This window comes from Wolbachia endosymbiont of Trichogramma kaykai (genome assembly GCF_045765165.1).
Lineage (GTDB): Bacteria > Pseudomonadota > Alphaproteobacteria > Rickettsiales > Anaplasmataceae > Wolbachia.
Window position 1 is genome coordinate 110,532 of the sequence record NZ_JBJJXK010000003.1, and the last position, 13,294, is coordinate 123,825.

Sequence of the window (13,294 nt, forward strand, 5' to 3'; positions counted from 1 at the left end):
TTTCAGTCAAATAATGAAGCAAGCACAAGAAATGCAAAAAAAGCTTGCGGAAGCTCAAGAAAAGTATATTGGAAAAGAGTTTCAAGGTATTTCTGGTGGTGGTAAAGTTTCTGTATTAGTGGAAGTGATAAAAATAGGTAGCTATAAAGCTAAAAAGGTAAATATAGACTTAGAACTTATGAGAGATGAAGAAAAAGATATAGTAGAAGATCTAGTGACAGCGGCATTCAATGATGCCATCAAAAAAGCAGAAGAAGGTATGGCAAATGCAACCTCTGATCTTGCAGGTATGATGGGGTTACCACCTGGATTTAAACTTCCTTTTTAAATTTACTACTGAAGTTTGCCTGAGTTCAGTAACATAAGTGTTTTCCTTTTATTCCAGTACTTCCATGAAGTACATTCATATTACTGCATGAATACGCAGCAATTCACAATGATGAATCCAGATCAGAAGACAAAAAGACATTAGTGAAATAGGTATCAGAAGATCAAGAGTAAAAAAAAAAGTAGAGTAACTCTATTTATTAATTAATAAAATCTTTGTATTTTCCTAAAAGTTAGTTAAGATACAGAAGGTTTTGTGTTATTAAGTTAGCACTTGACATAACTTTAGTTATTATTTAGACTACTAGAGTGGAATTTTAATTTTTTAACGAGGGCAATTATGTATTATAAAAAGTTTTTTTCGGCAGCTGCTTTAGTGACGTTGCTAAGCCTATCAAACTCTGCTTTTTCATCAGACCCTATTGGTCCAATGAGTGATGAAGAAACTAGCTACTACGTTCGTTTACAATACAACGGTGAAATTTTACCTTTTTATACAAAAGTTGATGGTATTAAAAATGCAACAAGCAAAGAGAAGGATAGTCCTTTAAAAAGATCTTTTATAGCTGGTGGTGTTGCATTTGGTTATAAAATGGATGACATCAGAGTTGATGTTGAAGGGCTTTACTCACGATTGGCTAAAAATAAAGCTGTAATAGATGCTTCTGAAGCAAATGTTGCAGACAGTTTAACAGCATTTTCAGGATTGGTTAACGTTTATTATGATATAGTGATTGAAGATATGCCTATCACTCCATACGTTGGTGTTGGTGTTGGTGCAGCATATATCAGCAATCCTTCAAGCGCTGCTGACGTTAAAGATCAAAGGAGATTTGGTTTTGCTTATCAAGCAAAAGCTGGTGTTAGTTATGATGTAGCCCCAGAAATCAAACTCTTTGCTGGAGCTCGTTACTTCGGTTCTTATGGTGCTAGTTTTGATAAGGCAGCTAAGGGTGATGATGGTATCAAAAATATTGTTTACAACACTTTTGGTGCAGAAGCTGGAGTAGCGTTTAATTTCTAGTCTGTCTCAGTCTTGTCATCCCGGTGAGTTTTCCTTGTTATTCAAGTGGCTGGGATCTAGAAAAAAAAAGAAATGTGGGTTCCAGTGTTTGAGCACTGGAATAACACATTACTCATTTAGTGTAGTTCTTATCGTTATGCGCTAGCAATTTTGATGCTACATTTAGGTAGCTGTTGTTAAGATCTCAACTAGGTATAGGGTTGTACTTTTTTAATTAAACCTTGAATTTTTTCCTGAGAGTCAATATGTTATATACGTTGATTTTTAATTTGAGTTGTTATGTTGGCCCCAGTAGCAAATTTGTCTGTTAATAGTAGCACTAATCTCATGCAGTATATTGCTGAAGTACGAAAATTTCCTATGCTTTCCCAAGAAGAGGAAGTGCGATTAGCAAAAAATTGGCAAGAATACCAGGATATTTCTTCTGCTCACAGGTTGATTACTAGCCATTTGAATTTGGTAGTAAAAATTGCAATGAAATTTAAGAATTATGGTCTACTGTTGATGGACCTGGTCATGGAAGGAAATATGGGTTTAATGCATGCAGTGAAAAAGTTCAATCCTAACTTGGGATTTCGTTTTTCAACTTATGCAGTATGGTGGATTGAAGCTTCAATGAAAGACTTTATATTAAAATCTTGGTCACTTGTAAAAATAGGTACAACGCAAGCACAAAGGAGATTGTTTTTTAGTTTACGTAAAATAAAAAAAAGAATTTTACAATACACAAACAGAGAAACTTTGAGTAACGAAGAAATAAAAGCAATATCAAATGAGCTTTCTGTATCTGAGGAAGATGTTGTACAAATGAACTATCGTTTGGCTTGTAAGGATCAGTCGTTAAATAATTGTGTAAAAATAGGTGATGACTCTAAAAAGGAGTTACAAGATATGATTCCGTGTAATTTAGTTAGTCAAGAAGTAGCTTACCAGAATCATGAAGAAAAGGCATTAAAAGAAACAATTTTAAGCAATGCGCTGGCAAGTCTTAATGAAAGATCAAGAGATATTTTCATTAGCAGATATTTATCTGAAAGTACTCAGACTTTGGATGAGCTTAGCAAAAAATATTGTGTTTCAAGAGAAAGAGTAAGGCAGTTGGCTGAGCAAGCAATGAGTAAGGTAAAACAACATGTAAAATTAGAGAGTTTGAAACTCGGTTTACATGCGTAGTCTTTTTGTATTTCTAATATTTTTTTCAATAGGTATCCTTGCATCGGTTAGTAACGTACAACTGAAAGAAAAATATAAAGATTGGCTTGTGTACACTGCATTGGAAGATGGTGAAAAAGTGTGTTACATTGTATCTCATCCTAAGAAAAAAAGTGAACATTATACAGCTGACCGCAAGCCGTATGTAATGGTCAGTTACGTTGATAAAAAAGCAGATGAGGTGAGCGTCACTTCTGGCTTTCAGTATAATAATGAGCCTGTAGTTCTCAATATCGATAAAAAAATTAAATATCAATTGCCAATAATACAGGGAAGTTTTGCGTGGACAGATGATACAAAAATGGACCAAGATTTGATTCTAAAAATGAAGCAGGGATTATCAATGGTGGTTAATGGAAAAGTAAAAACATCAAATGTTGATGATACTTATTCCTTGCTTGGCTTTCAAAAAGCGTACCAAAAAATGCATGACTTATGCAATACAAAGTAAATTATTGATCACTAAAGTATAAGATAGTCTGTTTTGTCTCTCGGACAAAAATATGGATATCACTTTACATAGAATATCAATATCATTTAAATATATTTTTGAGAATTAATATGTCAAAAATTGTAGATATAGGAATCAAAGAACAAAGTTCTGTGTGTGAACAAATGCGTTTTAGTGTAAGTCGTGCAAGCCTTTTAAATACGCTATCCAGGGTAAGTGGAGTGGTTGAAAGGCGCAACGCGATAGATGTTTTAGCGTGTATAAATATCAAAGCACAACATGGCAGCATAAAATTGAAGGCTACTGATCTTGACATTTCAATATTTGCCTCACTTACTGCAAATGTATCAGCAGAAGGAGAAGTGAAAATCTCAGCACATACTTTACATGACATAGTGAAAAAATTGCCAACTAATTTGGATGTCAATTGCGAAATGAATAATCAAGGAAAATTATTGATATCCTGTGGAAATGCAAATTTTTCTTTACCGAACGTAGTTTCAAATAACTTCCCTGTTCTTGAAGAAGTTGATCATCAATACGATTTCACTCTACTAAGTACAGATTTGGTAGACTTGTTGACTAAAACGAAGTTTGCTGTGTCGCTGGATGATACAAGGTATAATTTAAACGGGATATATCTGCATACAGATGAGCAATTTCTGTACTGCGTTGCAACTGATGGCCACCGTTTATCATGTATAAAAAGGCCTAAACCTGAAGATATCAACGGAGAATTTGGGGTGATCATTCCACGTAAAACTATCATGGAACTGTTGAAAGTATTGGGTGATTGTAATGAGATAAATATAAAACTTTCAGATAGAAAAATCAAATTTACATGTGGTGAGTATATTCTAATATCAAAATTGATAGATGGGACTTTTCCAGATTACAAAGCTGTCATTCCAACGTCTCAAGATAAACAAATGATTGTTGAGAGTAGCGAACTTGCTAGTGTTATAGACCGAGTTTCCGTTGTTGTGTCCGATAAAATAAAATCAATTAAATTTTCATTGCAAGAGAATTTATTAACTCTACATTCAAATTCCCAAGAGTGCAGTGATGCAACTGAGTCTATAGAGGTGGATTACGATGGAGCTCTTATGGAAGTAGGATTTAATTCTCGTTATTTGCTTGATGCTTTATCTTGTATAAAAAACAAATGTAAGGTCAGCCTATCAGATGGTAATAGCGCTACAATTATCACTGATGAAGATGATCCAAGTGCACTATATATAGTAATGCCAATGAGGACTTAAGGCTAGTAATCTATCTTTACTAAGTATAAGCCGTGAGACGGCGCAGTGACCCCAGCGGCGTTTCTTTTACATTGACTTAATATGTTTAGCATTTCTTGTGGATTAGTTCTATTTTTTCCAAATTCAACTAAAGTACCAACAATAATCCTCACCTGGTTATGTAAAAAGGAAATCGCAGATATTTTGATGTATATGTGACTTCCGTTTTGTACTATATCAATATCATCGATTGTTCTGACCGGATTTGTAGCTTGACAATCTTTTGAGCGGAAGCTTGAAAGATTATGTTTTCCAAGCAGGTGTCTAGCAGCTTCACGCATGATGTTTACGTCAAGTGGGTTAAATACTTGCCACACATAACCGATTTCCAGAGCTGCAGGAGCGTAACGATTAATTATTCTATATTCATAATATCTTTTTTTTGCTGAAAATCGTGCATGAAATGCATCATCTACAGCTTCTGCACTAAGCACAGCTATAGGAATCGCTTTTAAGTGATAGTTTATTCCATTTCTTATTCTGTAAAGCTCGAATTGCCTTTCCATATTGAAATGAGCAACTTGCCCTAAAGCATGAACCCCTGTGTCAGTTCTGCCACCACAATGCAAAGAGACTCTCTCGCCACTGAAATTAAATATAGCGTTTTCTATGGTTTCCTGAATTGAGTTAGCAGAGTGTTGTTGCTTTTGCCAGCCAGAGAAACCACTACCATTGTATTCTATCGTTATTTTGTATCGCACTACAAAGTCTATCTATCCAATTTTAGGTAACTAACGTTCTTCGTTATTAAAATGGTTTCCTGAATTGAGTTAGCAGAGTGTTGTTGCTTTTGCCAGCCAGAGAAACCACTACCATTGTATTCTATCGTTATTTTGTATCGCACTACAAAGTCTATCTATCCAATTTTAGGTAACTAACGTTCTTCGTTATTAAAAAAGCCTTGGCAGATTGGTTGCGTTCAATTACCATGGAGACTACACAAGTTAATAAGTAATCCATGGCACATAATCCAGAAGAAAGGAATAATGATAAGCAAAAAGCACTAGATAATGCAATAAGTCAAATTGAAAAAGCATTCGGTAAAGGTGCAATAATGAAGCTAAAGCAAAACCCTGTAGAAAAAATAGACACGATATCTACAGGGTCGATTGCACTTGATTCAGCTCTGGGTGTTGGGGGATTGCCAAAAGGACGTATAATTGAGATATTTGGCCCTGAGAGTTCTGGTAAAACTACCCTTGCTTTGCATGTAATTGCTGAAGCACAGAAAAAAGGAGGTTTATGTGCATTTATCGATGCGGAGCACGCACTGGATGTTATATATGCTCGTAAACTTGGAGTAAACACCGATGATTTAGTGATTTCACAACCAGACACTGGCGAACAGGCGTTGCACATTGTTGAGTATTTAGTATGTTCTGGTGCAGTTGATGTAATAGTTATTGACTCTGTTGCAGCACTAACTCCAAGAGCTGAAATTGAAGGAGATATGGGCGACCAGCACATGGGACTACAAGCGAGACTTCTAAGTCATGGGCTACGAAAGCTCACCTCTGCAGTTTCAAAAGCAAACTGTATATTGATATTTATTAACCAAATTCGTATGAAAATAGGAGTAATATATGGAAATCCTGAAACTACCACTGGTGGGAATGCGTTAAAATTCTATACTTCTATAAGACTTGATATAAGAAAAGTTGGTGCGATAAAGGATAAGGAGAATATTACGGGTAATGAAACGAGAGTTAAAGTTGTAAAAAATAAAGTTGCTCCTCCATTTAGAGAAGCAAAATTCGATATAATGTACAATGAGGGCATATCAAAATTTGGAGAAATAATAGATATAGGAGCAAAGCTTGGTGTGCTTGAAAAGGCAGGTGCTTATTATTCATATAGCAATACGCGTCTTGGTCAAGGAAGAGAAAATGTAAAAAGTTACCTCAAGGCAAACAAAGAAATTGCAGATGAAATAGAAACAAAAATCAGAGATTTATTTAAAAATCATGATAATTCTATTGCAATAGAAGAAGAACGCGAACAACTTCTAGAAGAATCAGTATTCTAATCTAAATTAGTTTGTATTGGGCGGTATTCGTTTACTATACTAAAGTTTCACTCTCAACCGAGTTGATGAAAGCTGCGTTATCTCCTTGCAGCATTACGTTTATATTCCTTGCTATTTTTTCCACTAAGAGGATAGTATTATCAAAATTTTCAAATTTTGATAATACATAATCTGCTAAGCTTTTCCGATTTTCAGGCCTACCTACTCCAAATCTCAAACGCCAATAATCGTTACCAATAAAGCTATCTATAGACTTAAGTCCATTGTGTCCAGCAGAGCTACCGCCTTTTTTTACTTTTATTCTTCCGAATTTTAAGTCAGCATCATCATGTATGACAACAATATCGTCTAGCGATAATTTGTAAAAATTTTTTATTTTCGCAATAGGAATACCTGAATTATTCATAAATGAGTAAGGTTTTATCAGCATGATCCGATTATTATTCATTATGCCAGAGGTTATCAAGTAATCAGCTTTATTAGAAAATGACTGAAAATTCCAATATTTGTGAATTGCGTCAATAACTATGAAGCCAATGTTATGGTGAGTTAGTTCATATTTACTACCAGGATTACCAAGACCAGCTATTAAATGCACTACTCCTCTGTTTTTGTTTGAGGATCTTCAACATCACTATCAGCAGCAGAGATTGTTACAATGGTGAAATTTTCTTCTTCATGAGCTACAAATTTAACACCTTCTGGCAATTTTACATCATTGATATGTATAGACTGACCAATCATTTTGCCAGACAAATCAATTTCTATGACTTGAGGTATTTTCTCAGGAGAGCATTTGACAGTAATAGAACGACACAAAACATTGAGCACTCCACCTAATTTGATTCCTGGTGATTTACTTTCATTGATGAATGATAAAGGTATATCTATTTTAATTTCACTACCTTTATCAACAAACTGAAAATCAACATGTTGCACAGTATCCTTTACTACATGCCATTGAATATCACGAACAAGAGCATATTCTTTTTTCCCTGAAATATCTAGTTCTATTAAATGTGCAGAAAGAGCACCTGATTTATATTGTTTAGTAAATTCCTTTGCAGACAATGTCAAATTTACGTTATCATGCCCTTTACCATATATAACTGCAGGTATACTTCCCTTCTCCCTCAGAGCCTGCATCGCTTTCTTTTTTTTTACATCACGTAACTCTGCATTAATTGTTACCATTTCTTGCTGTGCCATTGATTACTCCTATTCAGCTAATCCTTTTAGTATAATTTAATAATATAACATAAAAATATTTATTTCAAACTTCATTCTTTCACACTAATTCTTTGTGGAAAAGTTTATTTAGACATATACTTAAGACTACGTAGTAAGGACTATGAGTATTGACGATCAAATAGTTTTTAAGATTTATAAGCCAACAAAAACTGCAACACAATCTGGTTTAGGTAATACAAAATTCTGGCACCTAAAAATTGAGCCTTGTTCTTACTATATTGAACCTTTGATGGGGTGGTTTGGATCAAAAGATCCCCAAAAACAGATTGTATTAAAGTTTGATTCTCTTGAAAAAGCAGTATCTTACGCAAAGAAACACAACACAAAGTACACAATTGAAATGCCAAAAGATGTTAAAAGACTGCCAAAATCTTATGCGAATAATTTCATATCAAAGTAAGTTTTATCGTAGTGTGTTTATCTAAAAGCCTAAATTTAAGAGCATATCTTGAAAGGGCTTAAGTGGTTGAGCATATATTAAAGAGTTCTTGAAGTAAGGAGAGCACGCTTATACGTCAAGCAAACAATGTTACCTAAAATTCTTTGACATTAGCAGCTTTCTTGCCCCGTTTTCAGTAACAGTGATTTTGTAATTCTTCTATATATTAGAAAAATTTTTATTTTAATTAGCCATAGGCGACTATTGGTTTTTAGCTAAAGTAAAGGTCAAGTATCTGGAATACTGGACATAAAATCCTCCTGTGTAAAAAAGATTAGAAAAAAGTTCAGCACACATATGACAGAAATTAAGCACACTTACATGCTCTGAAGAAGACACGCTACGCTTTTCGATTAAAAATTTGACTGAAAAGTCTGCAGACAAAGATAGATTTGAGCTCTTAAAATATCTCTAACTGTAGTGATAATCAGATTTAAAATATATGGAAGCAATTTTTTACGTTAATATTCCAAATTTCCCTTTCAAGATAGGTTCTAATTGTTACTCTAGGTTTTAAATTGTGCTAACGCACTGCGGCTATTTGGAGAGTTGAACCTGGCTAGCTAGTATCAAAGAGTTATTTTTTATATATTTCTCCATAAGCTTTACAAGCCCATTTTGGATTACTCAAATAACTTCGTTCTGCTTGAAGAACTTTTATGTTGCTTTGCACTAAATTAATTTCACGTTCTATTTGTGTTAGCTATTTATTTAGTGATTGGACATGTAATTTTACCTTAAATGACCCTATAATAAAAACATAGTTACTGAAATAATACAGAAGGTTCTCGTGACAACCTCTGTATAGCTCTTAATTTTGCTGAACGCGCACGCGGATTTGCATTTATTTCTTCCGCACTTGCTTTAATCACTTTTTTGTTTAAAAGGGAGAATGTCTTGGTAGGTCCTGGTTCACACAAATCTTTAAAAAGGGTTTTAACTATACGATCTTCTAGAGAATGAAAGGTAACTACAATTAATTTGCCGTTTTCACTTAAAATCTCAGATGCAGCTTTAATACCCTTTTCAAGCTCTCCTAGCTCATCATTTACCCATATTCTGATTGCCTGAAATGTTCTAGTTGCAGGGTCAATCTTGCTTTTTCCACGAAACACTACAGAACGTACAATATCCGCAAGTTCAAATGTAGTTTTGATAATTTTCTTCTTCCTCGCATTTACTATCGCTCTTGCGATTTTACGAGAATGATGCTCATCCCCATAATTATATATAGTGTTCGCAATCTCTTCTTCACGTAAAGCGTTAACAAACGTCGAAGCATTCATATGAGAATAGTTATCCATTCTCATGTTAAGTGGGCCATCACGTAGAAATGAGAATCCTCTATCTCCATTATCAAGCTGCATAGATGAAACTCCAACGTCGAAAACTATTCCATTGATACCTTTAATGTTATTACTATCTAATATATTTTTAATATTACTAAATTTCTCAATAAATAGATTTATTCTATCAGGGTATTTAACGTTCAGGTCATCATAAAATTTGGTAACTGTTTCATCCCTATCAATTGCGTACACTTTGCAATCAGCGGCTTCCAATATTGCTTTGCTATATCCTCCAGCTCCAAACGTGGCATCCACATATATACCACCACTGTGTGGTGACAATTGCAGTAGCATCTCTTTTAACAAAACTGGAATATGTGTCATATCAAGAGACTTTGTGCACTTAAATTAAAATAATTTTCTCGCCAAAAAATATATGGAAATATATAGGTATAGTATAAGAATATTTAAATATAATCAACAATATAAAAATATAATAAGATAATATTATTAATATAACATTTACATAATTCACGTTTGAAAAAGTAAGTAATATTACTATAATGTCAAACAAATTACGGAAGATTTCGTGCAACAAACAACAAAAGCAATACTATCAAGTTTAATTTGTAACACTTTGTTGTGGTATGATCACATGCTTTTCAGCCATCTAATAAGCATAATCGGGGATGTGTTTTTCCATCAGACGACAAATTAGTCAGCATACTTAAAGCTTTTGGAGTGTTTGCAGTGGGTTCCTTAATAAGAACAATTGGTGCTGCTATATTTGGCCACATTGGCGATAAATATGGAAAAAGGATTGCTCTATTTCTCTCTATCGTACTGATGACTCTATCAACCGTACTTATTGCATTTGTTCAAGGGTATCAGAACATTGGGGTACTCGTATCAGTACTGGTGGTATGTTTAAGATTATTGCAGGGTATATCTCTTGGAGGAGAGTCAGGAAATGCCCAATTTTTAGAGCATGCTCCTAAAAATAAAAGAGGATTCTTTGGCAGTATTGAAGTATTGAGCGCAATTCTTGGCTCAATATTAAGTCTTATAGTGGTGCTTATATGCAAAAAAGTATCCGATTTTGAATCTTGGGAATGGAGATTGCCTTTTATTTTCAGTTTTATAATAGGATTAATCATTATATATGTGAGATATATACTCGATGAAAGCCCAGAATATAAAAAGCAGGAAAAGCCACATGAATTACCGTTAAAAGAACTGTTAAATGGCTATAAAAAAACCTTTTCTAATATCAATTGGAGTTGACATAGTTGAGAATGCATCTCTTTACATATATTTAGTGTTTTTTAATCTACTTGCATCGACAATAAACACTCACTTTAATCACGCAGTAGAAATATTGAATCAGGTTGCAATTGGAGGATTGACTATACTATTTGCAATACTTTCGGATAAGGTAGGGAGAGAAAGAGTCATGAAATTTGCATTTGTGACTTTTATAGTAGTAAGTTATCCAGTTTTTTTCAATGATACTAAGTGGTAATAATTTGCTCACCATAATGGCGCACGTTCCTTTTTATAATCCCAATAGCTGCTTCTCTTGGTACTGTTAGCGCGTTTATGTGCGAATTATTCCCAATAAAGGTACGATAGAGTGGATTTGGTTTATCAAGAAATATAGCTTCAGGATTTTTTGGTGGTCTTGCACCATTTATATGCACAACTATTATCAAAGTTACAGGACAAGGAACTTTAGCAAATTTTTACATGATTTTCTGTGCACTAATTGGGTTAGTTGCTATATCACAAGTTAAGAGCTAGATTTTTTTCAAAAACCAAGTGTTTAAAAAATCTAATCATAAGGTGGAAAATGCCAATTTTTAGGTGATAGTGTAAATATTTCAACTCCATCTTTTGTGACTCCAAGCGTATGCTCAAACTGTGCAGAAAGTGAAAGATCACGTGTTGTCACTGTCCAGCCATCTAGCTTGCTGAGAAGAGTTTCATGTTTTCCAGCATTGATCATTGGTTCTATCGTAAAAAACATGCCTTCTTTTAAGATAAGATCCTCACCTTCATCATAAAAATGTACAACATTTGGTGGAGCATGAAAAATCTTTCCTATGCCATGTCCACAATAATTGCGTACGATAGAATATCCAAAATCTTCAATATATTTTTCTATAGCAAATCCTATTTCATTTAACTTATTGCCAGGCTTAACTTGTTTTATCGCTTCCATTAGGGCATTGTAGGCAGCATTACACAAACGCTTTGCTTTTATTGAGGGTTTACCAGTCCAAAACATGCGACTTGTATCACCATACCAGCCATTTAAAATCACTGTAACGTCAATATTTAAAATATCTCCATCTTTAAGAGGTTTATCATCAGGAATACCATGACATACAACAGCATTTTTCGAAGTACAAATTGATTTCGGATATCCCTTATAATTCAGTGGTGCTGGAATCGCACCTGCATTGATTATAAAATCGTGACATAGATCATTTAATTCATTAGTTGTTACACCTACTTTGACGTATGGTGCAATAAAATCAAGGGTTTCAGCTGCAAGCCTGCCAGCTTTACGCATAAAGTCAAAATCTTCTTGTGAATGTATAGTTATGTTCATGTTTCTTACGTTTTTATTGTAATTTTTTGCTTTTCTTACGGATACATCAGTGTAATAATACTATAAAAACAAGCTCCTAGATCAAGCCATTTGTACATTAAGAGATAAAGACAGAAATCTAGACTGTGACTTTTGATTTAACCCAATGGTATAACTTACTTATTTTGCCATCGTGACCAATCATTCCAGAACTATTTCTATAAAAGGTGTCAACTATTAGCTTTATAGAGCCTAAAGCAGCAGAAAATACAGGATTTTTGTCGTATTCGCCATCAAGACCGCTACAAGATTCAGGGCATCCGATACGGACTTGTTTATTGAATATATAGCTTGCAATTTCTTTCATGCTTGTGAGTTGACTGGTTCCACCTGTGACCACCACTTTATTAATTGGATCTTTCTGTTCTTGAAACTGTTCTCTTATCAGCTCAAGTATTTCCTCAATCCTTGGTCTTATGATGTTAACAAGTTCAGACTTAAACACTTGAGTTGGTTCATCGCTTTCATTACTTTGCACTGCAATACATTCATTCTCATCTATTGAAGTTACAATAGTGCTACCGTATAGTATTTTTATGCGTTCAGCATGCTCTATACTTGTGCATAGTCCATAAGCTATATCTCGGGTAATGTGAATGCCACCAATTGGAATGCTGCTTGTGTACACAAGTTTTCCTCTCTTAAAAATTCCAATTGCAGTGCATCCACCTCCTATGTCAACAACGGCAGTTCCTAGCTCTTTTTCATCTTTACTTAGACAGGCAAGGCCTGCAGAATATGCAGAAGCAACACAACCAGCCATACTTATCCCACTATTACTAGTTATACAATTTTCGATATTGGTAAGCGCTGGACGCGAAGCAGTGACAACATTAATATCAGCAGATAATCTTTTTCCATATAATCCACTGACTTCCTTTATGTCAGTCATATCATCTAAGTGATATTTCAGTGGTATATTGTGAATGATGACATTTTCTTCGATATATTTCTCAAATGTCTGAAAGACTACACGTTTTACGTCTCGGTCTGAAATTTCGTGATTAGCTGCAATTATTTCGTTATGTACGTAAAAAGATGAGATTCCACATCCGGCTACATTCACATATATCTGGTCTATAGTCTCTTCTGATACTTGTTCAGCTAAACCTACAGTTGATGAAATAGAGTAACGTGCATGCTTTGCGTCAGTTATTGATCCGCCACTTATACCTTCTGCACTTTTATAACCCGTTCCTATTATTTTATAGCTGAAATTGCTATTGATCTTAACGATGAGGCAGATAATTTTTGTTGTACCTACGTCTAAAACAGCAAAAACATTCTGCTTTGGTTTTGTGATTACTGCAGAGTACATTAG

Annotated in this window: 12 protein-coding genes and 2 pseudogenes; 8 read left to right on the forward strand and 6 right to left on the reverse strand. The window is 34.3% G+C overall.

Features of this window, described 5'->3' with window-relative positions:
- Positions 1–13: 13 nt before the first annotated feature.
- The 5 genes from wTKK_RS02530 to dnaN all read left to right on the forward strand — a co-directional run bounded on the left by wTKK_RS02530 (position 14) and on the right by dnaN (position 4,276).
- Positions 14–328, forward strand: coding sequence for a YbaB/EbfC family nucleoid-associated protein (locus wTKK_RS02530; protein WP_407512217.1), 315 nt, complete (start codon positions 14–16; stop codon positions 326–328).
- A 339-nt stretch (positions 329–667) separates the two neighbouring features.
- On the forward strand, positions 668–1,351 hold the full coding sequence (locus wTKK_RS02535; RefSeq protein ID WP_407511880.1) for a P44/Msp2 family outer membrane protein: 684 nt from the start codon (positions 668–670) through the stop codon (positions 1,349–1,351).
- 279 nt (positions 1,352–1,630) lie between these two features.
- A complete protein-coding gene (locus tag wTKK_RS02540) occupies positions 1,631–2,524 on the forward strand; it encodes an RNA polymerase factor sigma-32 (RefSeq protein WP_407511881.1) in 894 nt (297 codons plus the stop codon).
- Positions 2,517–3,014, forward strand: a complete 498-nt coding sequence (locus tag wTKK_RS02545) for an invasion associated locus B family protein (RefSeq protein ID WP_407511882.1) — start codon at positions 2,517–2,519, stop codon at positions 3,012–3,014. Before wTKK_RS02540 ends, wTKK_RS02545 begins: the two co-directional genes overlap by 8 nt.
- A gap of 110 nt (positions 3,015–3,124) precedes the next feature.
- The gene (gene dnaN, locus wTKK_RS02550) at positions 3,125–4,276 is read left to right on the forward strand and encodes a DNA polymerase III subunit beta (RefSeq protein WP_407511883.1); all 1,152 of its coding nucleotides are present in this window, start codon (positions 3,125–3,127) and stop codon (positions 4,274–4,276) included.
- A gap of 2 nt (positions 4,277–4,278) precedes the next feature.
- Here the strand turns inward: dnaN and truA are convergent, their stop codons facing one another.
- Complete coding sequence (gene truA, locus wTKK_RS02555; RefSeq protein ID WP_407511886.1) at positions 4,279–5,016, reverse strand: tRNA pseudouridine(38-40) synthase TruA; 738 nt, start codon at positions 5,014–5,016, stop codon at positions 4,279–4,281.
- 257 nt (positions 5,017–5,273) lie between these two features.
- On the opposite strand from truA, the gene recA reads away from it, so the two are divergent.
- Positions 5,274–6,341, forward strand: a complete 1,068-nt coding sequence (gene recA, locus wTKK_RS02560) for a recombinase RecA (RefSeq protein WP_407511888.1) — start codon at positions 5,274–5,276, stop codon at positions 6,339–6,341.
- A gap of 34 nt (positions 6,342–6,375) precedes the next feature.
- On the opposite strand, the gene pth is transcribed toward recA, so the two are convergent.
- Together pth and wTKK_RS02570 are read right to left on the reverse strand one after the other, a co-directional pair.
- Positions 6,376–6,939, reverse strand: a complete 564-nt coding sequence (pth, locus tag wTKK_RS02565) for an aminoacyl-tRNA hydrolase (protein WP_407511889.1) — start codon at positions 6,937–6,939, stop codon at positions 6,376–6,378.
- Positions 6,939–7,550, reverse strand: a complete 612-nt coding sequence (locus wTKK_RS02570) for a 50S ribosomal protein L25/general stress protein Ctc (protein WP_407511891.1) — start codon at positions 7,548–7,550, stop codon at positions 6,939–6,941. The genes pth and wTKK_RS02570 overlap by 1 nt, the downstream gene beginning before the upstream one ends.
- 142 nt (positions 7,551–7,692) lie before the next feature.
- Here wTKK_RS02570 and wTKK_RS02575 point away from each other — a divergent pair, with 142 nt between their 5' ends.
- Positions 7,693–7,992, forward strand: a complete 300-nt coding sequence (locus wTKK_RS02575) for an ETC complex I subunit (RefSeq protein ID WP_407511892.1) — start codon at positions 7,693–7,695, stop codon at positions 7,990–7,992.
- 803 nt (positions 7,993–8,795) lie between these two features.
- On the opposite strand, the gene rsmH is transcribed toward wTKK_RS02575, so the two are convergent.
- Positions 8,796–9,704 carry a 16S rRNA (cytosine(1402)-N(4))-methyltransferase RsmH gene (gene rsmH / locus wTKK_RS02580; protein WP_407511894.1) on the reverse strand — a complete coding sequence of 303 codons (909 nt, stop codon included), beginning with the start codon at positions 9,702–9,704 and terminating at the stop codon, positions 8,796–8,798.
- A 205-nt stretch (positions 9,705–9,909) separates the two neighbouring features.
- On the opposite strand from rsmH, the pseudogene wTKK_RS02585 reads away from it, so the two are divergent.
- Positions 9,910–11,120, forward strand: a pseudogene (locus wTKK_RS02585) (MFS transporter).
- A 31-nt stretch (positions 11,121–11,151) separates the two neighbouring features.
- Here the strand turns inward: wTKK_RS02585 and map are convergent.
- Positions 11,152–11,949 (reverse strand): annotated as a pseudogene (map, locus tag wTKK_RS02590) (type I methionyl aminopeptidase); the annotation flags it as partial.
- A gap of 103 nt (positions 11,950–12,052) precedes the next feature.
- A complete protein-coding gene (ftsA, locus tag wTKK_RS02595; RefSeq protein ID WP_407511895.1) occupies positions 12,053–13,291 on the reverse strand; it encodes a cell division protein FtsA in 1,239 nt (412 codons plus the stop codon).
- Between the last annotated feature and the right edge of the window lie 3 nt (positions 13,292–13,294).

Excerpts from the sequence above, each read along its gene's own strand:
- recA (WP_407511888.1), top strand. The coding sequence starts at position 5,274 with ATGGCACATAATCCAGAAGAAAGGAATAATGATAAGCAAAAAGCACTA.
- wTKK_RS02545 (WP_407511882.1), top strand. The coding sequence starts at position 2,517 with ATGCGTAGTCTTTTTGTATTTCTAATATTTTTTTCAATAGGTATCCTT.
- wTKK_RS02530 (WP_407512217.1), top strand. The coding sequence starts at position 14 with ATGAAGCAAGCACAAGAAATGCAAAAAAAGCTTGCGGAAGCTCAAGAA.
- wTKK_RS02570 (WP_407511891.1), bottom strand. The coding sequence starts at position 7,550 with ATGGCACAGCAAGAAATGGTAACAATTAATGCAGAGTTACGTGATGTA.
- wTKK_RS02575 (WP_407511892.1), top strand. The coding sequence starts at position 7,693 with ATGAGTATTGACGATCAAATAGTTTTTAAGATTTATAAGCCAACAAAA.
- dnaN (WP_407511883.1), top strand. The coding sequence starts at position 3,125 with ATGTCAAAAATTGTAGATATAGGAATCAAAGAACAAAGTTCTGTGTGT.
- rsmH (WP_407511894.1), bottom strand. The coding sequence starts at position 9,704 with ATGACACATATTCCAGTTTTGTTAAAAGAGATGCTACTGCAATTGTCA.
- wTKK_RS02540 (WP_407511881.1), top strand. The coding sequence starts at position 1,631 with ATGTTGGCCCCAGTAGCAAATTTGTCTGTTAATAGTAGCACTAATCTC.
- wTKK_RS02535 (WP_407511880.1), top strand. The coding sequence starts at position 668 with ATGTATTATAAAAAGTTTTTTTCGGCAGCTGCTTTAGTGACGTTGCTA.
- ftsA (WP_407511895.1), bottom strand. The coding sequence starts at position 13,291 with ATGTACTCTGCAGTAATCACAAAACCAAAGCAGAATGTTTTTGCTGTT.